Below are 22,595 nucleotides of genomic sequence, written 5' to 3'. Positions count from 1 at the left end.
GTCCTTGGCGCGTCTGAAGTCCGCAGAATCAATGGCGCATGGCTGGGATCAACGGTTGATCCCGACGCCGTGCGGGGATGCATTGACGTCAGACTGTCCCGGAGTTCTGCGTGACCTTCCTGCCCGTCACTCCCCTGGAGCCCACCGCGCCCCAGCGGCGCATCCCCTATTCCCCGGCGTCACCGTTGCTGCGGCCCTACGTCCCGCAGGCGAAGGCGTTCCGCGCCGGCACGTCGACACCACGGGACTTCCTGGAAGCCTGTATCGCCACGATGGAGCGCGATGAGCCAGCCATTGCGGCCTTCGTCACCCACGATACCGTGGCCGCGCGCTGGGCCGCCGATGCGTCGGCAGCGCGCTGGCGTGCGGGCGCGCCTCTGTCCCCGGTCGATGGCATGCCCATCGTCGTCAAGGACATGATCGAGACGATCGACCTGCCGACGCAGATGAACAATCCGATCTACGCGGGATGGGCGTCGCGGCGCGATGCGGCCGGCGTGCACGCTCTGCGCCAGGGCGGCGCGATCGTCCTGGGCAAGACCGTCACAACGGAGTTCGCCTGCGGCAATTCGGGGCCGACGCGCAATCCCTATGACACGAGCCGGACGCCCGGGGGATCCTCCTCCGGTTCCGCAGCGGCGGTCGGCGCGGGGATGGCCAGCATGGGGTTCGGGACGCAGACCCATGCCTCCACCATCCGGCCGGCAGGCTATTGCGGTGCCTATGCGTTGAAGGCGACGCATGGCGCTCTGCATGCCGGCGGCGTCACGCCGCTGGCCGCAACGCTCGACCACCTCGGGCTGATCGGCGCGAGCCTGGAGGATGTCTGGGCATCGGCCATGGTGATCTCCCGCCTGGTCGGCGGCACACCGCCGCACCCCGGCATCAGCGGGCCGATGGATGTGCCGCCGGCGCGCAAGCCCAGTCGCCTCGTGCGGCTTGCTACGCTGGGATGGGAAGAGACGCCGGGATCGTCGCGTATCGCGTTCGAAGCCGCAGTCGCCGCCATCGCCGCATCGGGCGTCGAGATCATTGATGCCGGCAACGACGACGAGGTCTCGGCGCTCGAGAGCGAATTGCGCGACATCGGCGACTTCGCCAACGATCTGCTGGCGTGGGAATCGCGCTGGCCATTGGCGAGCTATAGGAACCATGGCGCCGCCATGGTCGGAAGCCGCATCCAGGATCTGCTCGGCCGCGCGGCCACCATGGATGCGGCACGCTACGCACGGGCCGTTGTAGACCGCGAAAGGCTGCGCGCCCGCGTGGCCGCGCTGGCGGCACGCGCGGATGGCTTCCTGATGCTGTGTTCCAGCGGCCCTGCCATCCAGGACCATGGGTTCACAGGATCCCGCAACTACGCGCTGCCATGGACCCTCGTGGGCGGACCCGCCTTCGCGTTGCCGCTGCTGACGGCGGAGGGCCTGCCGCTCGGCCTGCAACTCGCGGGCTTCGTGGATCGGGATGCCGATTCCTGCGCCATCGCGGCCTGGCTTCGTGACACGCTGCTTTCTGTTTCAGGAGGAGATGCTTGATGCTTCGTCGCACTCTGCTGGTCGCGGCGCCGGCACTGCTGGCGGCGCCTGCCTGGGCGCAGACCGGCTTTCCCAACAGGCCCATCCGCTTCGTCGTCGGGTTTCCGCCGGGCGGCACCACGGACCTGGCGGCGCGGCTGATGGCGCCGAAGATGCAGGCGTTACTCGGCCAACCCGTCGTGGTGGAGAACCGCACGGGCGCCCATGGCAACATCGCCTCCGACTTCGTCGTGCGATCGGCACCGGATGGGCATACGATCCTGATGGGGACGATCGGTGGCCTTGCCATCAACCAGACGCTCTACGGCAACCTGACCTTCGATCCGCAGACCGACCTGCAACCGATCACGCGGGTCGGCATGATCGTCAACGTCCTGGCCGTGCCGGCTGACCGGCCGTGGCGGAGCGTCGGGGATTATGTGGCGGCGGCCAGGCGGGATCCGCTGACCTTCGGATCTTCCGGCGCCGGCGGGGCTGGCCACCTGGCGGGGGAGCAGTTGAACCTCATGGCGGGGCTGCGGAACATCCACGTGCCCTATCGCGGCGGTGCGCCGCTGATCACGGACCTGATCACCGGCAAGATCGATAGCGCCTTCACCCCCTCCTCCGGCGCGGGGCCCCAGGCGGAGGCGGGGCGCCTACGGATGCTGGCGGTGACGGGGAAGGCGCGAAGCCCCCTTCTCCCGGCCCTGCCTGCCATCGCCGAGACACCAGGTCTCGCGGATTTCGACATGGTGGATTGGAGCGCCGTGATGGCGCCGCGCAACCTGCCCGCCCCGATCGCGCAGGCGCTGCATCACGCGGCCACCTCCGCCTTGCGGGACCCCGAGGTGCTGGCCGCCTTCGCGCTCCGGCAGATCGAGGCGACGCCTTCGACTCAAGAGGAATGCGCCGCCTTCATCCGGGCGGAGACCGCGAAGTGGACCCCGATCGTCCGGGCTTCGGGCGCTAGGCCGGACTGACCGGGGGACGGGGATCGGGACAACGAAAAAACCGCGCAGGGGGCACGACACCCCTTGCACGTCAACGACACTGTCCCTTATTGTGCACCGCAGCAGCGCGTTAGCGCGCTGTCTTTCTTGGACGTTTCCTCCCTAAACTCGGCGGTGCCGCAAGGCACCGCCTTTTCTTTTGCCGCCAGGAGGCTACCGGCACGGCGAGGGTGGCACGACGCCTTAGCGCGGTAAAGCACGAAAGCGTGGGGGGTGCGCGGGCCGCACCCGCTTGACGGCACCCGGGCCTGCTGGGCCCCATGACGCCACGGGCCAGGGCCCGTCCGCCAGGGAGCGCAGCGATGGCCATTCTCACCGTCACGCATTGGGGCGCCTATGAGGTCGAGATGGCCGGGGGCGAGGCTGTGGCGCTCCATCCTTTCCGCGACGATCCGGACCCCTCCCCGATCGGCCTTCACATGCTGGCGCCCGGGTTGGACCGCCTGCGCATCCGACGGCCCGCCATTCGCCAGGGCTGGCTGGAAGGGCGCGCGAAAAGCGGCAGGGGGCGGGAGCCGTTCGTGGAGGTGTCTTGGGACCAGGCTCTCGACCTCGCAGCGGGTGAATTGCGGCGCGTGATCGATACCCATGGCAACCGCGCCGTCTTCGGCGGTTCCTACGGCTGGTCCAGCGCCGGCCGCTTCCACCATGCACAGAGCCAGGTGCACCGCTTCCTCAACAGCATCGGCGGCTACGTCCGGAGCACGGACAGCTACAGCCTGGGCGCCGCCCGCGTGCTGATGCCCCACATCGTCGCCCCGATGGATGAGTTGATGGCGCGGCACACGGCGTGGTCAGTGCTGGAACAGCATACGCGCCTGTTCGTCACCTTCGGCGGCGTGCCGGCGAAGAACGCCCAGATCAGCCAGGGCGGCGCGATCGAACATCGCATCCCCGGCGGGCTGCGGCGCATGGCGGAGGCAGGATGCCGCTTCGTGAACATCAGCCCGGCACGCGATGACCTGGAAACCGGTGCGACCTTCGAATGGCTGCCGATCCGCCCGAACACCGATACAGCGCTCATGCTCGCGCTGTGCTGGGTATTGCACGCCGAGGGACTGCATGACGAGGCGTTCCTGTCCACGCATTGCGCCGGCTTCGACAGGTTCCTGCCCTACCTGACCGGCGTGGCCGACGGACAACCCAAGACCCCGGCCTGGGCCGCCGCCATCACCGGTATTCCGGGCGGTCGCATCGAAGCGCTGGCCCGGGAGATGGCGGCAGCACGTACCATGCTGAACATCGCTTGGTCACTGCAGCGCGCGCATCATGGCGAGCAACCCTTCTGGGCCCTGGTGACACTGGCTGCCATGCTCGGCCAGGTTGGGCTGCCCGGCGGCGGCTTCGGCCTCGGCTACGGGGCGACCAACCTCATGGGCAGCCCAAATGCCCGCTTCAGCGGGCCGACGCTGCCGCAGGGCCACAACCCCGTGCGCGACTTCATCCCGGTGGCTCGCATCGCGGACATGCTGCTGAACCCGGGCGCGCCCTTCACCTATAATGGCGGGACCCATGCCTATCCCGACATCCGCCTTGTCTACTGGGCCGGCGGCAACCCCTTCCATCATCACCAGGACCTCAACCGCCTGATGCAGGCGTGGGAAGCGCCGGAAACCGTCGTGGTGAATGAGCAGTACTGGACGCCCGCGGCGCGGATGGCCGACATCGTCCTTCCTGCCACCACAACCCTGGAACGGGAGGATATCGGCTACGCGAACCGCGAGAGCCATATCATCCACATGCCGGCGGTGAAGCGCCCGGCCGGGGAGGCGCGCGACGACTACGCCATCTTCGCGGCACTGGCGGAGCGGCTCGGCGCAGCCGCACGCTTCACCGAAGGTCGTGAAGCCGGGGTGTGGCTTCGCCACATCTACGAGGAAAGCCGTCAGCGCGCGGCGAAGGCAGGCGTGACCCTGCCGGATTGGGATGGGCTGCGGCAGGCCGGCCTGGCCGCGATCCGGGCACCCGCCACCGCCCCCATCTTCCTGTCCGAGTTTCGCGAGGACCGGGAGGCCCATGCGCTGCCGACCCCGACAGGACTGATCGAGATTTTCAGCGAGACCATCGCCGGCTTCGGCATCCCGGACTGCCCCGGCCATGCGGTCTGGCGGGCGCCCGCCGAATGGCTGGGGGCGCCGGAGGCCGGACGGCATCCGCTGCATCTGCTGTCGGACCAGCCGGTGACGCGGCTGCACAGCCAGCTCGATGCCAGCCCGCTGAGCGTGGCGGACAAGGTGGCGGGGCGTGCACCCATCTGCCTGCATCCCCGGGATGCCGAGGCCCGCGGGCTGGAAGACGGGCAGGTCGTTCGGGTCTTCAATGACCGGGGCGCTTGCCTGGCAGGGCTGCGCGTGACCGATGCGGTGATGCCGGGCGTCGCGCGGCTCTCGACAGGCGCCTGGTTCGACCCGTCGCTGGATGACAGCGGCCTGGAACGGCATGGCAATCCGAATGTCCTGACGCTGGATATTGGCGCCTCTGGCCTCTCCCAGGGCTGCATTGCCCAGACCTGCCTGGTGGAGGTCGAAGCGGCCCCTGCCGATCCGCCCGCCATGCGGGCGCATGAGTTGCCTGTGCTGCTATCGATGCGGTGAGCCGGCAGGCATCCTTGTTGCACCGCGGCGAGATAGGCCGCATGTCTCGCCGATGCCCCCTTCGTCCGAGCGTCAGCCCGTAGCCCCTGAGATCAGCGCAGGACGCATCTCCACCCTGCTGTCCCGCGCCAACATGCCGCCGCAACGGGGCGAGGCACGCCTCGTGGCGACGATGCTGGCCCAGGTTGGCGCGCTGGAGCCGACGCTGGAGGAAGCCTCCGCGGCGCTGCTGAACCTGAGGGCAAATGGCGGCATCCCCCCCGCCCTGCCCGAGCTTTCACCGGAGGCGGTCGGGGCGGTGGAGCGGATGCTCGCCGCCATGGCGGTGATCGCAACGCCGGCGGAGACTGCCCTGCTCGCCCGGCGCTTCGATACCCAGCCCCCCCCCACCCCGACGGCCCTGGCCAAGGCATTGCACGCCCTGCGACGCCCGGCGCTGCGGGCCGGCTTGGCGGCGGTGATGGCGGAGAACCCGCTGCTGCCAGCGCGCAAGACGGATGTGGAAGCGGCACTGGAAGCCCTCACGGAAGTGGGGACAACGGCGGAGGCGCTGCTCGTGGCACTCCGCGGCGCCATTCACCGGCGTCTCCGCGGTGCGGGGTCGGCTGAGGCCGCGGCCATCGTGGCGGCGGAAGACCTGGCGACCCAACTCGGCAAGCCGGAAGCGACCCTGGAGGGCATCGCGGCCTGTGCGCGCCTTGCCGCGGAGGCCTTCGGGCTGGACCCCGCGGCCGAGGCCACCTTCGTCGAAAAGACGATGGAGGCGGAGCGCGCCCGCCGGAAGGCGCTGCGCGATGCCGCCATCGCGGCACGCGAGGCTCGGGCCGAGGCCGATCGCCAGCAGCGGGAATGGGAAGCGAGCCTGGTCACGCGGGATGCCGTCGCGCCCCTGCTGGGCTGTTCGGTGGCGGAGGCAGAAGCCTGGATACGCGCCAGGCGCATCCCAGTAGCGCGCCGCGTGGCGATGAGCCGGGGCGGTCGGGCGGAGATGCTGCAGTTCGATCCCGCCGTCCTCTCCACGCTCCGCGCCCAGGTCCCGGATTGGCGGCAGGAACGCACACCGGGGGGCCGCCAGCCAGCCAACCCGCGCATCGTAGCCGCGGAGGAAGCACCAAGCCGGGTGGACAACGCCGCCCTGGCGGAAGCGGCGGCCATGGACCGCTTCGTCAGTCACTTCACGACGGCGCGCGCCCTGGACCGCCGCATCACGCTGATCACCGGCCCCACCAATTCCGGCAAGAGCCACCAGGCACTCGATCGACTGGCCAAGGCCGAGAGCGGGATCGCACTCGCCCCACTTCGTCTGCTGGCCCACGAATTCCGCGAGGCCCTGGCGGCGCGCGGGATTCACGCCAGCCTCGTCACGGGGGAGGAGCGCGACCCGGTGCCCGGCAGCCGCTTCACCGCCGCGACGGTGGAGATGTGCCCCTTCAACACGCCGGTCGATGTGGCGGTGATCGACGAGGCACAGTTGCTGAACGACCCGGACCGCGGCCATGCCTGGACCGCCGCCATCATGGGCGTTCCGGCGCGCGAGGTCATCGTGCTGGGATCGCCGGATTGCATCCCACTCGTCCGCCGGATCGCGACGCTGACGGATGAGCCGGTCGAGGAGATTACCCTCGAACGCAAATCCCCCCTGCGGGCGGCCGATGAGCCGGTGGCACTCGGCGACCTGCAGAAGGGCGATGCGCTCATCGCCTTCTCCCGCCGCGATGTCCTGGAATTACGCAGTGAATTGCAGCGGCGGAACCGCCGCGTCGCAACGATCTATGGCGCCCTGAGCCCGGAGGTGCGGCGCGCGGAGGCTCGGCGGTTCCGGGAGACCGGGGAGGCCGATATCCTCATCGCCACCGATGCGATCGGGCTCGGGCTCAACCTGCCCATCTCGCGGATCGTGTTCTCCACGCTGGAGAAGTGGGACGGCACGGCGCGCCGGGCGCTCAATGCCTCGGAGGTCAGGCAGATCGGGGGCCGGGCCGGGCGCTTCGGGCATCATGAGGAAGGCGTCGTCGCCGTGCTCGTCGGTGCGGGGAGGCCGGCGGCGATCAAGCTGGCGCTGGGTACCGTGCCCGTCGCGCCGGCGGATCTGCGGCCGCGCGTGGCGCCCGACCTGGCGATCGTCTCCGCCGTGGCACGGGAGATGGGGACGACATCGCTCTACGCCACGCTGACGCGCCTGCAGAGAGCCGTGCTGCGGCCGGATGACCCCTCCTATCGCCTGGCCGACATCTCCGCGCAGATCACCATCGCCGCCGAGATCGACAAGCTCGACCTCCCACTCGCGACGCGCTGGACCTACGCGCTGTGCCCCGTTGATTCGCGGGACTACGGGATTGAGAGGCTGGCGCGGTGGGCGCTGGACCATGCGCGGGGCCACAAGGTGCGGCCACCCGAAGCCGGCCCCCTCCCCCGGCCCGACACGGCCGGCCCCCTCGAACTCGAACGGGCCGAGAAAACCTACAAGCGCCTGGTCGCCTGGCGCTGGCTCTCCATGCGCTTTCCCGACATCTACGTCGCCGCCGATGTGGCAGCGCGGGAGAGCAACCGCGTGAATGACTGGATCGAAGCGGTGCTGGCGAGCAGCCCCGCGCGCGGCGGCCGCCACGCACCGGAACGCCCGGACCCCAAGGCCCGGCGACGGCCGACGCCTTCGCGGCGGTAGAAGCGCCCCGTCAGATCCAGGGTTTCTGCCGCCACATCGCCCGGAAGCGGGTATCGGCGTCGCGCAGATGCGCCACATAGGCGTCGCCGAGCATGATGCGCAGGGGCTGCTGCGTGCGGCGGCAGACCTCCAGATACTCCGGATCCTTCGAGACCTTGTCGATGGCGGCCGTCAGCCGCGCCAGGATCGGCGCCGGGATAACGCGCGGTCCGACAAAGCCTCTCAGGCTTCCGATAGCGACATCGACTCCCTGCTCACGGAAAGTAGGCAGCGTGGGGTCCAGGCTCGACCGTTCATCCGCCATCACGCCCAGCATCCGGAAGGGCTGGCTTGCAGTCATGACGAGCGCCTCGCCGAGATTGGCTGCGGCGCCCCGCACCTCGCGCTGAGCGACGGCGAGGACGCCCGGCGGCAGGGCATTGTAGATCACGGGCGTCAGGCTGATGCCCGCCGCCATCTCCAGCATCCGGACGCTCAGGAAGCTGGTTGATCCGCGCGCCTGGGTCGCGATCGTGATGATCTCGGGCTCGCGTCGCGCGGCGGCGATGAGGTCGGACAGGGTAGGGACACCGGATTGGGCATGGACGCCGATCACGGCCGGGTCATCCACCAGGCTGGCGACGAAGGAAAAGCTGTCCAGCGACCACCGGGGGCTGCGCTCGATCGGGATGGTGACGAGGCCCGGCGTATTGAGGATGCCGAAGGTGTAGCCGTCAGGCCGTGAATCGGCGACGGCATTGATGCCGATCTCGCCGCCGGCGCCGGGCCGGTTCTGCACAATGAATGGCTGCCCGAGTTCCCGTTCGAGGAACTGGCCCAGCGTCCGCGCCGTGATGTCGTTGCCGCCGCCGGCGCCGAAGGGGACGACCAGCGTGATGGGGCGGTCCGGCCAGGCTGGCTGCGCGTCCGCGATGGCCGGCAGCAGAACGGCAGCGGTGCCGGCGGCCAGCAGGCGGCGGCGTGTCGGGGCCCAGGACGACCTCATTGTCTCATCTCTCATGCGGCTAGGGTGCGACTTTCCAGCGCCTGCGTTCCGGACGCCAGGGGTCATGCCCGACCATCCGGGCTGGTTGCCGTCGATGATGCTTGCGCCGACTATGCCCTTCAAGACAAGGCTGCGCCAATTCGCCGCCTGCCGTGATGCCTGGAGATGTCGATGAGTGATGCGCCTGCACACCCCCTGCTGTTCACACCGCTGACTCTGCGCGGGCTGACCCTCAAGAACCGGATCGTCGTGTCGCCGATGTCCCAGTACTCATCGGTCGATGGCGAGCCCACCGACTGGCACCTGGTGCATCTGGGGAAGTTCGCGATGGGCGGTGCCGGCGTGGTGTTCTGCGAGGAGACCTCCGTCTCCGAGAAGTCCCGCAAGACCTACGATTGTCCCGGCATCTACACGGAAGGCCAGGTCCGTGCGTGGCGGCGCATCACCGACTTCATCCGGGGCCAGGGCGCCATCGCGGCCATGCAGCTCGGCCATGCCGGACGCAAGGTGGCCACCCGCGCACCCTGGGACGGGTTTGCGCCGCTCGGCGATCAGGATGCGGCGCTTCGCAGGCCGCCCTGGGCCGGCATCGCGCCGAGCCCGATCCCGTTCAAGGATGGCGCCATGGTGCCGAAGGAAATGGACGCCGACGATATCCGTCGCGTCATCGCGCTGCACGTGGAGGCCGCGAAGCGGACGCGGGATGCCGGATTTGGCATCCTCGAGATCCATGGGGCGCATGGCTACATCATCCAGCAATTCCTCTCCCCCATCACCAACCACCGCAAGGATGGCTACGGCGGCGACATCCAGGGCCGGATGCGCTTCGGGCTGGAATTGATGGAGGCTGTGCGGGCTGCCTGGCCGGCGGGCCTGCCGCTGTTCTTCCGTGCCTCCTGCGTCGACGGCAAGGGCGGCATCTGGAGCCTGGACGATACGGTCGTGTTGGCGCGCGAATTGAAGGCGCGTGGCGTCGATGTACTGGACTGTTCATCCGGTGGGATCGAAGGGCCGCTCACGCTGCATCTGGTCCCGCGCGTTCCCGGCTACCACGTCCCTTTTGCAGAACGCATCCGGTCGGAAGCGGGCATCCCCACCATGGCGGTCGGGCTGATCACCGATGCCCATCAGGCGGAAGGATACCTCCAGGCCGGCCAGTGCGATCTGGTGGCGCTCGCGCGGGAGATGATGTGGAACCCGAACTGGCCGACACATGCGGCGGCCGCCCTCGGCCTTGAAAAGCCTCATGAGCAACTGCCCAGGCCCTACGCCTGGTGGCTTCAGAAGCGGGAGGATGTGCGGAAGATAAGCCAAGGCTGAAGCGGGACAGGCTGAGGGCTCCCTGCCCTCGGCGCTACCGTCACGGCCGTTTGCGCGGCCTCACGGAGAACTGGCCCCATTCATCCGCGACGTGAACGCGGGAAATTCGGCCCCCTTCATCCCCGCTTCGGCGGATCGCTGCCACGGAGGGCAGTCACGCCCGCACGACCGACGACAGAGCGCCGGCGTGGCGCACCGCGTTTCAGGCCGCGGCCGAAGCCGGGCCGTCGCGGTGGTCTGGCGGGCCGGCAAGCCTGATCGCACCATTCGGCTCTCGCAGGACATAGCCGCGACCCCAGACGGTGCCGATCAACTCGGCTGCGCCAGCATTGGCCAGCTTCTTGCGCAGCTTGCAGATGAAGACGTCGATGATCTTCACCTCCGGTTCGTCCATGCCGCCGTAGAGGTGGTTCAGGAACGCTTCCTTGGTCAGTACGACGCCCTTGCGCAGCGTCAGCAGTTCCAGGACTGCGTATTCCTTTCCGGTCAGATGAACGGCGCGTCCATCGACGAGGACCTCGCGCGATCCGAGATTAAGGGTCAGCGGACCCACGGACAGCGTCGGTTGGCTGAAGCCCTTGGCGCGGCGGACGATCGCCTGGATACGGGCGACCAGCTCCTGCTGGTCGAAGGGCTTCGTGATGTAGTCGTCGGCGCCCATGCCGAAGCCGCGCACCTTGGCCTGCGGCCGCGTGAGGCCTGACAGGATCAGCACCGGCGTCTCCACCCTCGCCGCTCGAAGCCGGCGGACCACCTCGTAGCCCTCCATGTCCGGCAGCATCAGGTCGAGGACCACGATGTCGTAGTCGTAGAGGCGCGCGAGCTCCAGCGCCTCTTCTCCCGTATCGGCTGTATCGATGATCATGGCAGCCGCCTTGAGTGCCAAGGCAACTCCACGCGCTACGATTGTATCGTCTTCAACCAGAAGGACACGCATGCGCCGGCTCCACACACCTGATGCGTGTAGAGATACCACCTTTACGCGACATGTGAAGAGCTGATTCATCCGAAAAATGGATCATCTTAGGAGATGGTCTAAAAAAATAGCGAAAGATCGAATAAAAATGACATTTTCCCTGGCACAGCGATTAGCCTCCGCCGAAGCGTTAATGTGCCCCGCCGCCTTAACCCAGCAGCAAGGGCGCGTTGCCGCGGTGGACCCAAATGGGGTCCTGCTTGCCGGGTTCCGCCCCCCTCTCGCCCTGCGCGACCGCGTGGTCGTCATCGACCGTAGCCATGGTGCTGTCCTGGCAGAGATCGTCGGCACAAGCGACGGCCAGGCAAGGGCTGCGATACTCGGCGACAGCGACGGCCTGGCGGAGGGCGCTGCGGCACGCACCCAACCCGCGCAGGGGCTGAGCGTCGGCGATGCATGGCTGGGACGGGTACTGGACCCGATGGGGAAGCCACTGGATGGGGGGGGCGAACCCCCACCATCTTTCTGCCGTTGTCCAACCCGGCGCGCACCGCCACCGCCGGGCACGCGCCAGCGGCTTGGCCCCGCGGTATCGCTCGGCGTGCGGGCCCTGGATTGCTTCTGCACGACCCGGGAAGGCCAGCGGCTTGGGCTTTTCGCCGCGTCGGGCGTCGGCAAATCGACGCTTCTCGCGACACTGGCGCGGTCCGACGACTTCGACGTGACGGTAGTCGGCCTTATCGGGGAACGCGGGCGCGAAGTCCGCGAATTCGTCGAGGATGATCTGGGCCCGGCCGGGCTCGCGCGCAGTGTCGTCATCTGCGCCACATCCGACGCCGCCGCTGCCGTGCGGAGGGAGGCCGCATACGCGGCGATGGCTGTCGCGGAGCACTTCCGTGACCGTGGCCAGCGCGTCCTGCTCCTGCTCGACTCAGTCACGCGATTTGCCCATGCGTGCCGAGAGATCGGGCTGGCGGCCGGCGAACCCCCGGCCACACGTGGCTACCCGCCCAGCGTCTTCCGGGAACTGCCCGCCTTGCTGGAGCGCGCTGGCCCCGGCGGCCCGGGTTCCGGGACCATCACCGCGCTGATCACCGTGCTGGTGGAAGGCGACGACCACGATGAACCCGTCGCCGATGCCGTCAGGGGTATCCTTGACGGCCATGTGGTGCTGGACCGACGGATCGCGGAGGGCGGGCGCTATCCCGCCATCGACGTGCTGCGAAGCCTCTCCCGATCAGTGCCTGGCTGCCAGACCGCGGAGCAGGCGGCCCTTGTAGTGCAGGCACGCCGCCTGCTGTCGCTGCGCGATGGCGTCGCCGATCTCGTCCGGCTTGGCGCGTACCGCGTCGGGGCCGATGCGGAAACCGACCTTGCACTCCGGATCGCACCACGGGTCGACGCCGTGCTGAGCCAGAGCAAAGGCGAGACCAGCTCCCTGCAGGCAGCATTCAACGCACTTTCCCAGGCAGTGAATGATGAGCCGTCCTGATTCATTGGCGATTCTTCGCCTGCTGCGTCGCAGCGAACTCGAGGCTGCGCGGCAGCAGGCGGCGGCCGTGTTCGATCGGCGCCAGAAGGCGGAGGACGCCGTTGGCACCCTGGCGGGCGCCCTTTCGAGAGAAAGGCAATCCGCCGCACCCGGTTCCTATGCCGTCTGGATGCCCGCCGCCCAGGCCAGGCTGGACGTTCTGACAGGCCACCTCCGCGAGCAGGAGGCCGCCGCCGTCGCTGCTCAGCAGCGGCTGGTCGCAACCAAGCTTGCGGAACAGGTCATCCTGGACGAGCAGCAGCGGCGGAAGCAGGCAGCACGCCGCCAACGAATCGCAAGGGACCAACGGCTGCTGGATGATCTCTGACGAAGTCGCCAGGGGGAATCAGCGCGCGCCGTGACAACGCCGCTGGTCGCCCTTGCATCGTCGTCACGCGACAGGCCCCGATTCAGAGAGCGATCCTGCCGGAGCGTCCTGCGTCAATGCACCCCTGGACGGAGCATGCCGATGCTGTCGGCCATGGAGGCGTGCCTGGATGGCACGATGGTCGCCTGGGAAAGCGCCATTGCCAAATCGCACAGCGCATCAAGGATGCGCACCGCGGCGCGGTATTGGGCGCTGCCGATCGGCGCTTCCGCGCACACCTTCACCGCAGCGCGGCGAGCGGCATCCGCGGCCTGCATCGCGGCCAGGCGGGTTTCCGGGGTCATCAGGCGGGGGTTGCGAGCCATGGCAATGCGATACCAGCCGGATCGCATCAATGTGTGAACGGCGCCCACCCTGGCGCGGCTTTCCGCGTCAGCAGGAGGCAGGCGCCTGCACCACTGAACGCATCAGCCTGCATCGTGCGGGTGGCGGACGGCCGGCGGGTGGAACAGCAGCCATCCCGTCAACGCCGATCGACGCCATCGCGCCCCTCATGCAGCACGGGCACGCTGCCTTGCATCGATCATTGCAGGGCGCCTCGACGGTGCGCTGCAACGGAGCCTCAGAGGGACTTCAAGGGACATTCCCGAACGCACTGCGGGGCATGGGAAGGCAGGCAATGGCCCATCATCCCTCCCCGCTGCATCGGGCCGGCACAGTTGAGCAGCGGAAAGCTGGGGCGCTGGATGAGCGCCACAGCCAGGGGCAGGGCACCCGTTTCCTCCTCCGCGATGCAAAGCGCCTCATCCAGGTCAGGCGTAATCACGCAGCCGGGCGCTCGGTTGTCAAAATCAATCCACCAGGCACCCAACTCCCACGCCTCGCCCACCGCCAAGCTCGCATGACGGCGTCGGACAGAATCCGCAAGTCAACTTGACACCCTCCGGCATTCAGTTCGGGCCAAGGCGCAGGATCGCCCGCGCCATGGCCTGGGCCCGCGGCACCAGGCTCGCGATTTCGAGGTATTCGTCTGGCGTATGCGCCCGCCCACCGACGGGACCGACGGCGCAGAGGGTCGGCGCGCCCATGGCCGCGGTGAAGCCGCTATCGGCGCAACCGCCGCTGAATTCACCTTCCGGCTCGAACCCTGTCTCCCTTGCCGCCTCGCGGTACAGGTCGAACAGCCGCCTGGCGTCGGGCGACTGGGTAAGGGGCAGGAATTCCCCCTTGATGGTCAGCGTCGAACGGGTGCCGGGGACGAAGCTCCTGGCGATGATGGCCTCGATCTTCGCCATCACCTCGTCGCGGTCCGCGGGTTCCACGTAGCGCAGGTCGATCTGCCCCTGCGCCCAGGGCGCCACCGTGTTCACGGATTGCCCGCCGGCCACGAGCCCCACATTCAGCGTGATCCCGCGCTTGAGGTCGGTCAGCGCATGGATGGCCGTGATCTTCGCCGCCAGTTCGCCGATCGCGCTGATCCCCGCTTCGAAATTGCCGCCGGAATGCGCGGCCTTGCCCTCGATGTCGAAGACGGAGAAGACGCCGCCCTTGCGGCCCGTGACAATGCCGCCCGTCGGCCTTCCGGGCTCGGAGTTGAACACCACGCGGGCCGCGCGAGCCTCGGCCTCGATCACCGGGCGGCCCTCCGGGCTGCCGATCTCCTCATCACCCGTGAACAGCGCCACCAGCGGCCCCGGCGCACCGCCGAATTTCCGGAAAGCGGCGAGGACGAACATGTTCATCACCAGGCCGGCCTTCATATCGGCGACGCCGGGGCCGTAGGCCCGGCCGCCCTCAACCTTGAAAGGGCGCCGCTCCGGCTCCCCCTTCGGGAAGACGGTGTCGCGATGCCCCATCAGCACGATGTTCTCACGGGCGTTGCCGCCCCGCGTCAGGTCGCCGCCTTCGACGACGGCGCGGATGCAATCCCCATGCTTCCGCTGGGGCAGAACCTCGGTCGGGATGCCCTGGGCTTCCATGAAGCGCTGCACCTGGGCGCCGACGCGGTCCACGCCTTCCTTGTCGTAGCTGCCGCCGTCGGTGTCGACCATCTCGCGCAGGGTCGCGACCATCGCGTCCTGCTGCTGCGACAACCAGGCGAGGATCTCGGTCTCGGACGACATGCGCTACTCTCCATCAGCGGGGGCGCATTCAAGCGCCTCCCGCCACGGAGCGGAAGCTACTCGACCCTTCCGATACGCTGCACGGCGCGCACGAGCCTGGCGCTGTCCTCCGCGAAGAAGGCGGCGAATTCGGGCGCGTCCATGTAGCGCACGGGGGCGCCCGCGGCGGTGAAGGCCTGCACCAGTTGCGGGTCCTGCACCGCCTGGCGCATCGCGTCGCGGAGCACCCGGATCACCGGTGCGGGCGTGGCGGCGGGGGCGAACATGCCAGCCCAGATGTAGAATTCAACATCGGCGAAACCCTTCTCGATGAAGGTCGGCACGTCCGGAAACGCAGCCACGCGGTCCCTGCCCCAGCAGCCCAGCACTCGGATGCGCCCATCCCGCGCATGCTGCGTCAGGGTACCGGGCGCGGAGGCCAGGGCCTGGATTTGGCCGCCCAGCAGCGCCGTAATGGCAGGGCCCGCGCCGGTGAAAGGTACATGCAGCAGACGGATGCCCGCCGATGCCGCCAGCATCTCCATCGCCACATGCAGCGTGCCATAGGTGCCGGAGGAGCCATACGGGATGTTCCCCGGGCTGGCCTTCGCCGCCGCGATGAACTCCTCCATGGTGCGCCACGGGGCAGAGGCCGGTACCGCCAGCATGGTCGGGTCGGCATTCACCAGTGCCACGGGCGCGAACTGGTCGGCGGTGTAGGGCGGCGCCCGGTTGAACAGCCGCTCCGCTTCCGGGATGACGGCCAGCGAGGACAACGCCATAACCAGAGTGTAGCCGTCTGGCGCACTGCGGGCCACGAAGCCGTTGCCGATGGCCCCGGCAGCGCCGCCGCGGTTCTGTACGACGACGGGCTGGCGCAAGATCCTCTCGAGCGCCGCGGCCACGGGGCGCGCCGCCAGATCCGCCTGGCCGCCCGGCGGAAAGGGCACGATCAGGTTGATGACGCGGTTGGGGTAGTCCACGGACTGCGCTTGCGCGGCGAAGGGCGCCAGCGTGGTGGCGGCCAGCAGGGTGCGGCGATCGAGCATCTTGTTGTTCCTCCCGAAAAGCTGCGGGGGCGCGGCCCCCGCCCCGGCTCTCCCCCGCCAGCACGGGGGAGCATGAATCACGTCTCAGGCGACCGGATTCTCGAGGACGCCGATACCTGGCACCTCGATCCGCACCACATCGCCTGCCTTCATGAATTTCGGTGGGTTGAATCCGATCCCGACGCCCGCTGGCGTGCCCGTAGCGATCACGTCGCCGGGTTCCAGCGTGATGGCGGCGCTGATCGCCTCGATCAGGGTCGGGATATCGAAGATGAGGTCGGAGACGGGCGCCTGCTGCCGCTTCTCGCCATTCAGCCAGGTGGTCAGCACCAGCTTCTTGGGGTCCGGGCATTCATCGGCCGTCAGGATGGCGGGGCCCATGGGCGCGAAGGTGTCAAGGCCCTTGCCAAGGATCCACTGGCTGTGGCGCTTCTGCAGGTGCCGCGCGGTCACGTCGTTCACGATGGTGTAGCCGAAGACGTGCTTCAGCGCGTCTGCCTTGCGGATCCCGCGCCCGCCCGCGCCAATGACAACGCCCAGTTCGCCCTCGTAGTCGAGCCCCCCGGTCGGATCCATCGCGCTCAGGATCGGCTCGCCATTCGCGATGATGCTGGTGTGCGGCTTGCTGAACACGACGGGGAACGGGGGCACCACATCCTTGGCGCCGCCATCGAAGCCAGATCCCGCGAATTCCTTCGCGTGCTCGTGATAGTTCTTGCCCACGCAGAAGATGTTCTTGGGCGTGCGAGGGATGGGGGCGAGCAGCTTGCCCCCCTCCACGACCGGCGCCTTCGCCGCCGCCGCCAGGGCACCCGCCAGGGCACCCGCCGCGATCAGCCCGATCATGTCATGCGGCAGCCCCGCATCCACGGCAGTGATATCGAGCAACTGGCCCGCCGCGTCCATCGCGCCGACGCGCGTGCCCTTGGCATCCCTGAATGTCACCAGCCGCATCGCGCGGGTCCTCCGGTCAGTTGAGCTTGGCGCGCATCTGCCCGGATTCCGACGGGTTGGCCAGGGGGAGAGAAGCCGCTGTCTCCAGCGCGCGTGCCGCGCGAAAGGCGAGGTCGTCCCGGTAGAGCGCCGCCGCCACCTGCACGCCGCGCGGCATCCCCGCATCGTCCAGGCCAATCGGCACGGCGATGGCGGGCTGGCGGGTCAGGTTGAAGGCGAAGGTCCAGGGCGCCCAGTCCCGCCACAGCGCCTCCACCGGGCGGATGGTCGGCGCATCCGCGTCCAGCGCCGCGGTCGGCGTCGCTGCCGTCAGGATCAGGTCGTAGCGCTGGTGGAAGCGCGCCATGGCGTGCCCGCATTCCACGCGCAGCATGTCGGCGCCGAGGAAATCGGCCGCGCCCATGTCGCCCATCTTCCGCGCCACTTCCTCGATCCCCGCATCCAGCAGGCCGCGCTTGTCCTCCGCCGTGCCGGTCCAGATCCGGGCGATGGCCACGCCCCAGACGCGGGAGAAGATGGCGCGCGTATCAGGGAGTTGGGGGTCCGCTTCCTCGACGATCGCGCCCTGTTCGGCCAGCAGCTTCGCCGCCACCTGCAGCGCGGCCTCCCCCTCCTCATCCAAGGGCGGCTCGAAGCCCAGGCGCCGCACCACGGCCACGCGCAGCCCCGCCACGCCCTGGTCCATGCCCGCCCGCCAGTCCCGCGGATCATCCGGCAGGCAGACGGGGTCGCGCAGGTCATGCCGCGCCATCGCGGACATCATCAGCGCGGCATCCCCCACGCTCCGCGTCATCGGCCCCGCGCAGGCGACGGCGGAGAAGGCGCCATGCGGCCATTGCGGGATGCGGCCATAGCTCGGCTTCACGCCCACCAGGCCGCAATAGGCGGCGGGGATGCGGATGGACCCGCCGGCATCGGTACCGATATGCAGGGGCCCGAAGCAGGCCGCCCCCGCGGCCCCGGCGCCCGACGAACTGCCCCCCGGCGTGCGTTGCGGATTCCAGGGATTGCGGGTGATGCCGTGCAGCGGACAATCGCCCGGCGTCTTCCAGCCGAATTCGGTGGTCGTCGTCTTGCCGATGATGACGGCCCCCGCCGCCTTCAGCCCGACCACGGCCGGCGCGTCCTCCGTCGCCGGCGTGGTGTCCGTCACCAGGCTGCCGCGGCGCGTCGGAAAGCCCGCGATATTCAGCAAATCCTTCACCGTGCAGGGCACGCCATCCAGGATGCCCATCGGCCGGCCCACGGCCCAGCGCGCCTCGCTCTCCCCGGCCTCCCGCAGCGCCCGCGGGTTCATGGCGGCGAAGGCGTTCACCCATGGGTTGTAGCGGGCGATCCGCTCCGTCACCGCCTTCAGCGCCTCGACCGGGGACAGCGCGCGGCGCGCATAGAGCGAGAGAAGCTGTTCCGCGGTCATCAGCGCGGGATCGGTCGGTATCGTCATGCGGGGCTTCCAGGGGGGCTCGGTGCCGGGCAGCATGGCGCCCCATAGCCTTCGAGGAAACCCCGATGTCCGAGCCGCCCCCTCCCTGGGAACTGACCGAGCCCGAGTGGCGGAAGATCGTCGGCCGCGCCCGCGCCGGCCGCAGCCTGCGCCCCGCCTCCTGGCCCGGCGGCGCGCGCTGCTGCGTGACGCTGTCCTTCGATGCGGACCATGAGACCGGCCCGCTGCGCGACTCCGATGACAGTCCGATGCGCATCAGCCAGGGCCAGTATGGCAGCCGCCAGGGCATTCCGCGCATCCGGGCCCTGATGGCCAAGCACGGCATCCCCGCGACCTTCTTCTACCCCGCCGTCAGCGCCATGCTGCACCCCGAGGAGATCCGAGCGGTGGCCGATGAAGGCCACGAGATCGGCATCCATTCCTGGATTCATGAGGCCAATACGAAGCTGCCCCAGGGCGTGGAGCGCGACCTGACGCTCCGGTCAGCCGATATGCTGGAAAAGCTTTCTGGCCAGCGCCCCGTCGGCATCCGCACCGCCTCCTGGGATTTCTCCATCGACACGCTGTCGATCATCAAAGAGCTGGGGCTGCTCTACGACAGTTCGCTCATGGCCGATGACGATGCCTATGAACTGCTGGACCAGGGCGAGCCCACCGGCATCGTGGAACTGCCGCCGGAGTGGATCCGCGACGATGCGGTCTATTTCAACATGCTCCGCTTCAGCGGGCTGCGCCCCTATACGCCGCCGTCCTCCGTGGAGGAGATCTTCGCGGCGGAGTTCGACGGCGCCTATGCGGAAGGCGGCATGTTCCTGCTGACCATGCATCCTCACATCATCGGCCACCGGTCACGCCTGCCGCTTCTCGACCGCCTCATAACCCGGATGAAGAAGCATGAGGGCGTGTGGTTCGCGACCCATGCCCAGGCCGCGCAGTGGTGCAAGGACCATGGCGGCACCGCCTGACCGTCGCTGAATGAGAGCTTGTGCATGGGGATCGGAAAGTGGTGCGTTGCGGGAATGGTTCGATCGATACCAGCCGGCCGTGATACCCACGCTCGTCTCCTTTCGCGGCCCTGGCGGCTGCTGCTGGCGGCGCTGATCGCGCTGCTCGTGGCAGCCCCTGCCAGGGCGCAGGACCGCGTTCTGCAGGCCGGCTGGTACGCGAGCGAGCCGCAGCAATACCTGCGCCAGGGGGAACTCACCGGCCTCGACATCGAGATGGTGCGCGCCATCGCCCGCCAGGCCGGGGAGGAGGTCCGCTTCGTCCCCATGGGCTACCTGCCGCTGCTGGAGGCCGTGGCGGCAGGCCGGATGGATGTCGCGACAGGCATCCCGGAGACGGAGGAGCGAGCACGGCGCTACGCCTTCTCCCTGCCGTACCGCCACGACGTCAACGTGCTGGTGGTCCGGCGCGGAGAAGGTGCGCGACTGCGCTTCAGCGATGCCGATGGGCTTGCGAGTTTCCTCGCCCAGGACCGGCAGTTCCGCCTCGGCGTCCGTGCCGGCTTCTCGTACTACAACGCGGCGCTGGACACCTTCATCGCCTCCCCCTCCATTTCCGGGCGCGTACGCCCCGCCAATGACGACGCGACCAATATCCGCCGCCTTCTGGCCGGGGAGATCGATGGCTTCCTGGCGGAACGCCTGTCCGTCGCGCTCATCATCACCAGCCTCGGCGCCGCGACGAGGGTGGAGGAAGCGCAGATGCGAATCCTTATCCCGCTGCACCTGGCCTTCAGCCCGGGCACGGTGACGCCCGCGATGCTCGGCCGCTTCGACGCGGCAATCGAGATGCTGACGGAGGACGGCACGCTGGACCGCATCGCGGCGCGCTTCCGCTTCCCGATCCTGCTGTCGCTGTCCATCGAGGGGCGCTGGTTCCTGGTGCTGCAGATCACGGGTGCCGTCGCCAGCGCCCTGGCCGGCGCGCTGGCGGCGCGGCACAGCGGCTGGTCGCTGTTCGGCGCCTTCGTGCTGGCCGCCATCACCGCCGCGGCCGGCGGCGTTCTGCGGGACCTGCTGGTCGGGCGCTACCCCCTGGGCATCCTGCGCAACCCACTGTTCCTGCAGCTGATCCTCGGCACCGTCCTGGTGGTCTGGGCGATGATGCATGGTTGGGCATTGCTGCGCGGGCGCGCCATCCTGGCCTTCTGGATCGCGCAGGTTGCGGTGGCCATGCGTCGGCGTCGCGCGGATCGCTGGCTGTTCGACTTCGCCGATGCGCTCGGCCTCGGCGCCTCCACCGTGCTTGGCGTCACCATCGCCTTCGGCATGGGGGCGGACCCGCTATGGCTCTGGGGACCGCTGCTCGGCACCATCACCGGCGCGGGGGGCGGCATCATCCGGGATGTGCTGCGCGGCGGTGGCAGCATCCCCAACCTGACCACGGGCTTCTACGGTGAAGTCGCGGTGATCTGGTCCCTGGCGCTGACGGCCTATCTGATGGCGCGGGGCCCGGCGATCGAGATCGATGAGGTGGCGCCCGCGGTGATCGTCGCCGTCATCGGCTGCGTGGTCACGCGGATGGCAGCGCTGGCCTTCGCGTGGAAGCCTCCGCGGATGGGATGATGGCGTGCTTCCTGCATCCCCGCGCTCAATCCCGGCTTCCAGGAGAATCCATGTCCTCCCCCTTCGTCCCCGGCACGATGGTCCGTCTTCCCGGCACGCCGGGCGGCCAGCTCACCGGATTGACCTTTGCGGCCAAGGATCTGTTCGATGTCGCCGGCCTCCCGACTGGCGGCGGCAACCCGGACTGGGCGCGCCAGAACCCGGTCCCCACGCGGCATGCCTGGGCTGTGCAGGCACTGCTGGACGCCGGCGCCACGCTGGTCGGCAAGACCATCACGGATGAGATCTCGCTTGGCATCCTCGGCGAGAATGCCTTCGAGGGCACGCCGCTCAACCCCGCGGCACCCGGCCATGTCCCGGGCGGTTCCTCCTCCGGTTCCGCCAGCGCTGTCGCGCAGGGGATATGCGACATGGCGCTGGGCACCGATACCGGCGGCTCCGTCCGCGTCCCCGCCAGCTTCTGCGGACTTTTCGGCATCCGCCCGACGCATGGGCGGCTCGATCCGACGGGGATGCTGCCGCAGGCTCCATCCTCTGACACCACGGGCTGGTTCGCGCGCGATGCCGCGACCTTCGCCCGAATCTCCACCGTGCTGCTGCGTGAGGCGATCGGGGATGCGCTGCCGACGCGCCTGCTGGTCGCGACCGATGCCTTCGGCTTCGCCGACCCGGCGGCTGCGGAAGCCCTGGCCCCCGTGCTGGACCGCCTGAAGCGCCTGGTGCCGGATTGGCGGGAGGAGGTGATGGCGCCCCAGGGCCTCACAACCTGGTCCCGCGCCCAGCGCACCCTGCAACCCGTGGAAGCCTGGGACACCTTTCGCGAGTGGGTGGAGCGCGACAACCCGCGCTTCGCCTTCAGTGTCGCCCGCGGCCTGGTGATGGCGGCGATGACGCCGGAAGCCGATCTCGGCTGGGCGGCGCTGGTGCGGCGGGAAGCCCGCGGGCGACTTTGCCACCTGCTGCCGCCAGGCACCGTGCTGGCGATCCCCACCACGCCCTTCGCGGCGCCGAAGGTCGGGCTCCCGCTGTCGGAACTGGATGGACTGCGATCCGCCATCAACGTGCTCTGCGCCCATGGCGGCCTGGCCGGCCACCCGCAAGTCAGCATCCCCGGCGCCACCGTCGATGGCCGCCCCATCGGCCTGTCCTTGCTTGCCGCACGCGGCGCCGATGCCATGCTGGTGCGCACCGCCCTGGCCCTGGAGAGTATCTGATGGATGTCAACATCCCCGAGGTGGTGGAGGAGATCCGCACCCTGTTCGAACGCTACGAAAAGGCGCTGATCGACAAGGATGTGGACGTGCTGGACGTCACCTTCTGGAACAGCCCGCACACCATTCGCTACGCCGTTCATGAGAACGGCTACGGGTTCGAGGAAATCCACGCACACCGCGTGCGCCGCCCACCCGGCCCCGGCATCAAGCTGGCGCATCGCCGCCTGGTGATCACGACGCTGGGGCGCGACTTCGCCACCGTGAACCTGGAATTCGACATGCGCGGCCGCGCCACGACCGGCCGGCAGAGCCAGACCTGGGTGCGCTTTCCGGGCCTCGGCTGGAAAGTCGTCTCAGCCCATGTCTCGGTGACGGAGGCCTCACCCGCCTACTGAC

18 protein-coding genes are annotated in these 22,595 nt (G+C 69.0%); 11 read left to right on the top strand and 7 right to left on the bottom strand.

The features are described from left to right. Positions 1 to 110 precede the first annotated feature (110 nt). From ACTIE5_RS19090 to ACTIE5_RS19075, 4 genes are all read left to right on the top strand, one after another. The gene (locus ACTIE5_RS19090; protein ID WP_439551302.1) at positions 111 to 1,535 is read left to right on the top strand and encodes an amidase family protein; all 1,425 of its coding nucleotides are present in this window, start codon (positions 111 to 113) and stop codon (positions 1,533 to 1,535) included. Beyond that, positions 1,535 to 2,497, top strand: coding sequence for a Bug family tripartite tricarboxylate transporter substrate binding protein (locus ACTIE5_RS19085; protein WP_439551301.1), 963 nt, complete (start codon positions 1,535 to 1,537; stop codon positions 2,495 to 2,497). The genes ACTIE5_RS19090 and ACTIE5_RS19085 overlap by 1 nt, the downstream gene beginning before the upstream one ends. 332 nt (positions 2,498 to 2,829) lie before the next feature. Next, on the top strand, positions 2,830 to 5,121 hold the full coding sequence (locus tag ACTIE5_RS19080) for a molybdopterin guanine dinucleotide-containing S/N-oxide reductase (protein ID WP_439551300.1): 2,292 nt from the start codon (positions 2,830 to 2,832) through the stop codon (positions 5,119 to 5,121). A 52-nt stretch (positions 5,122 to 5,173) separates the two neighbouring features. Then, positions 5,174 to 7,786 (top strand): helicase-related protein, encoded by a 2,613-nt coding sequence (locus ACTIE5_RS19075; RefSeq protein ID WP_439551299.1) that lies wholly within the window; start codon positions 5,174 to 5,176, stop codon positions 7,784 to 7,786. A gap of 10 nt (positions 7,787 to 7,796) precedes the next feature. Here the strand turns inward: ACTIE5_RS19075 and ACTIE5_RS19070 are convergent, their stop codons facing one another. Further along, on the bottom strand, positions 7,797 to 8,771 hold the full coding sequence (locus ACTIE5_RS19070) for a Bug family tripartite tricarboxylate transporter substrate binding protein (protein WP_439551298.1): 975 nt from the start codon (positions 8,769 to 8,771) through the stop codon (positions 7,797 to 7,799). Between the two features lie 171 nt (positions 8,772 to 8,942). Between ACTIE5_RS19070 and ACTIE5_RS19065 the strand changes: the two genes are divergently transcribed. Next, the gene (locus ACTIE5_RS19065; RefSeq protein WP_439551297.1) at positions 8,943 to 10,091 is read left to right on the top strand and encodes an NADH:flavin oxidoreductase/NADH oxidase; all 1,149 of its coding nucleotides are present in this window, start codon (positions 8,943 to 8,945) and stop codon (positions 10,089 to 10,091) included. A gap of 202 nt (positions 10,092 to 10,293) precedes the next feature. Here the strand turns inward: ACTIE5_RS19065 and ctrA are convergent, their stop codons facing one another. Then, on the bottom strand, positions 10,294 to 11,028 hold the full coding sequence (gene ctrA, locus ACTIE5_RS19060; protein ID WP_439551296.1) for a response regulator transcription factor CtrA: 735 nt from the start codon (positions 11,026 to 11,028) through the stop codon (positions 10,294 to 10,296). A 127-nt stretch (positions 11,029 to 11,155) separates the two neighbouring features. Between ctrA and ACTIE5_RS19055 the strand changes: the two genes are divergently transcribed. After that, entirely contained in the window at positions 11,156 to 12,499 is a 1,344-nt protein-coding gene (locus ACTIE5_RS19055; RefSeq protein WP_439551295.1) for a FliI/YscN family ATPase, read from the top strand. Then, positions 12,486 to 12,866 carry a hypothetical protein gene (locus ACTIE5_RS19050; RefSeq protein ID WP_439551294.1) on the top strand — a complete coding sequence of 127 codons (381 nt, stop codon included), beginning with the start codon at positions 12,486 to 12,488 and terminating at the stop codon, positions 12,864 to 12,866. The genes ACTIE5_RS19055 and ACTIE5_RS19050 overlap by 14 nt, the downstream gene beginning before the upstream one ends. Positions 12,867 to 12,979: 113 nt before the next feature. Here the strand turns inward: ACTIE5_RS19050 and ACTIE5_RS19045 are convergent, their stop codons facing one another. The 5 genes from ACTIE5_RS19045 to ACTIE5_RS19025 form a co-directional block, all read right to left on the bottom strand. Further along, the gene (locus ACTIE5_RS19045) at positions 12,980 to 13,231 is read right to left on the bottom strand and encodes a hypothetical protein (RefSeq protein WP_439551293.1); all 252 of its coding nucleotides are present in this window, start codon (positions 13,229 to 13,231) and stop codon (positions 12,980 to 12,982) included. 585 nt (positions 13,232 to 13,816) lie between these two features. Next, a complete protein-coding gene (locus tag ACTIE5_RS19040) occupies positions 13,817 to 14,989 on the bottom strand; it encodes a M20 family metallopeptidase (protein WP_439551292.1) in 1,173 nt (390 codons plus the stop codon). Between the two features lie 56 nt (positions 14,990 to 15,045). Continuing rightward, positions 15,046 to 16,017 (bottom strand): Bug family tripartite tricarboxylate transporter substrate binding protein, encoded by a 972-nt coding sequence (locus ACTIE5_RS19035; protein ID WP_439551291.1) that lies wholly within the window; start codon positions 16,015 to 16,017, stop codon positions 15,046 to 15,048. Positions 16,018 to 16,101: 84 nt separating this feature from the next. After that, positions 16,102 to 16,971 carry a fumarylacetoacetate hydrolase family protein gene (locus tag ACTIE5_RS19030; RefSeq protein WP_439551290.1) on the bottom strand — a complete coding sequence of 290 codons (870 nt, stop codon included), beginning with the start codon at positions 16,969 to 16,971 and terminating at the stop codon, positions 16,102 to 16,104. A 16-nt stretch (positions 16,972 to 16,987) separates the two neighbouring features. Next, positions 16,988 to 18,415, bottom strand: coding sequence for an amidase (locus ACTIE5_RS19025; protein WP_439551289.1), 1,428 nt, complete (start codon positions 18,413 to 18,415; stop codon positions 16,988 to 16,990). Between the two features lie 65 nt (positions 18,416 to 18,480). Between ACTIE5_RS19025 and ACTIE5_RS19020 the strand changes: the two genes are divergently transcribed. Genes ACTIE5_RS19020 through hpxZ form a run of 4 tightly spaced genes read left to right on the top strand, consistent with a single transcriptional unit; the run spans position 18,481 to position 22,594 of the window. After that, positions 18,481 to 19,380 carry a polysaccharide deacetylase family protein gene (locus tag ACTIE5_RS19020; protein WP_439551288.1) on the top strand — a complete coding sequence of 300 codons (900 nt, stop codon included), beginning with the start codon at positions 18,481 to 18,483 and terminating at the stop codon, positions 19,378 to 19,380. Between the two features lie 54 nt (positions 19,381 to 19,434). Further along, positions 19,435 to 20,985, top strand: coding sequence for a transporter substrate-binding domain-containing protein (locus ACTIE5_RS19015; RefSeq protein WP_439551287.1), 1,551 nt, complete (start codon positions 19,435 to 19,437; stop codon positions 20,983 to 20,985). A 50-nt stretch (positions 20,986 to 21,035) separates the two neighbouring features. After that, a complete protein-coding gene (locus ACTIE5_RS19010; protein ID WP_439551286.1) occupies positions 21,036 to 22,199 on the top strand; it encodes an amidase in 1,164 nt (387 codons plus the stop codon). Then, positions 22,199 to 22,594, top strand: a complete 396-nt coding sequence (hpxZ, locus tag ACTIE5_RS19005) for an oxalurate catabolism protein HpxZ (protein ID WP_439551285.1) — start codon at positions 22,199 to 22,201, stop codon at positions 22,592 to 22,594. Before ACTIE5_RS19010 ends, hpxZ begins: the two co-directional genes overlap by 1 nt. The last annotated feature ends 1 nt before the right edge of the window (position 22,595 follow it).

Source organism: Falsiroseomonas sp. (genome assembly GCF_051859025.1).
Lineage (GTDB): Bacteria > Pseudomonadota > Alphaproteobacteria > Acetobacterales > Acetobacteraceae > Falsiroseomonas.
The sequence above is the reverse complement of the archived record's forward strand: the minus strand, read 5'-3'. Positions and strand labels throughout refer to the sequence as shown.

Bases quoted from the DNA above. Each gene is read 5' to 3' on its own strand.
- ACTIE5_RS19055 (WP_439551295.1), top strand. From the start codon at position 11,156: ATGACATTTTCCCTGGCACAGCGATTAGCCTCCGCCGAAGCGTTAATG.
- ACTIE5_RS19070 (WP_439551298.1), bottom strand. From the start codon at position 8,771: ATGAGGTCGTCCTGGGCCCCGACACGCCGCCGCCTGCTGGCCGCCGGC.
- ACTIE5_RS19040 (WP_439551292.1), bottom strand. From the start codon at position 14,989: ATGTCGTCCGAGACCGAGATCCTCGCCTGGTTGTCGCAGCAGCAGGAC.
- ACTIE5_RS19080 (WP_439551300.1), top strand. From the start codon at position 2,830: ATGGCCATTCTCACCGTCACGCATTGGGGCGCCTATGAGGTCGAGATG.
- ACTIE5_RS19045 (WP_439551293.1), bottom strand. From the start codon at position 13,231: ATGGCTCGCAACCCCCGCCTGATGACCCCGGAAACCCGCCTGGCCGCG.
- ACTIE5_RS19075 (WP_439551299.1), top strand. From the start codon at position 5,174: ATGCCCCCTTCGTCCGAGCGTCAGCCCGTAGCCCCTGAGATCAGCGCA.
- ACTIE5_RS19020 (WP_439551288.1), top strand. From the start codon at position 18,481: ATGTCCGAGCCGCCCCCTCCCTGGGAACTGACCGAGCCCGAGTGGCGG.
- hpxZ (WP_439551285.1), top strand. From the start codon at position 22,199: ATGGATGTCAACATCCCCGAGGTGGTGGAGGAGATCCGCACCCTGTTC.
- ACTIE5_RS19065 (WP_439551297.1), top strand. From the start codon at position 8,943: ATGAGTGATGCGCCTGCACACCCCCTGCTGTTCACACCGCTGACTCTG.
- ctrA (WP_439551296.1), bottom strand. From the start codon at position 11,028: ATGCGTGTCCTTCTGGTTGAAGACGATACAATCGTAGCGCGTGGAGTT.
- ACTIE5_RS19030 (WP_439551290.1), bottom strand. From the start codon at position 16,971: ATGCGGCTGGTGACATTCAGGGATGCCAAGGGCACGCGCGTCGGCGCG.
- ACTIE5_RS19015 (WP_439551287.1), top strand. From the start codon at position 19,435: ATGGTTCGATCGATACCAGCCGGCCGTGATACCCACGCTCGTCTCCTT.
- ACTIE5_RS19085 (WP_439551301.1), top strand. From the start codon at position 1,535: ATGCTTCGTCGCACTCTGCTGGTCGCGGCGCCGGCACTGCTGGCGGCG.
- ACTIE5_RS19025 (WP_439551289.1), bottom strand. From the start codon at position 18,415: ATGACGATACCGACCGATCCCGCGCTGATGACCGCGGAACAGCTTCTC.
- ACTIE5_RS19050 (WP_439551294.1), top strand. From the start codon at position 12,486: ATGAGCCGTCCTGATTCATTGGCGATTCTTCGCCTGCTGCGTCGCAGC.
- ACTIE5_RS19010 (WP_439551286.1), top strand. From the start codon at position 21,036: ATGTCCTCCCCCTTCGTCCCCGGCACGATGGTCCGTCTTCCCGGCACG.
- ACTIE5_RS19035 (WP_439551291.1), bottom strand. From the start codon at position 16,017: ATGCTCGATCGCCGCACCCTGCTGGCCGCCACCACGCTGGCGCCCTTC.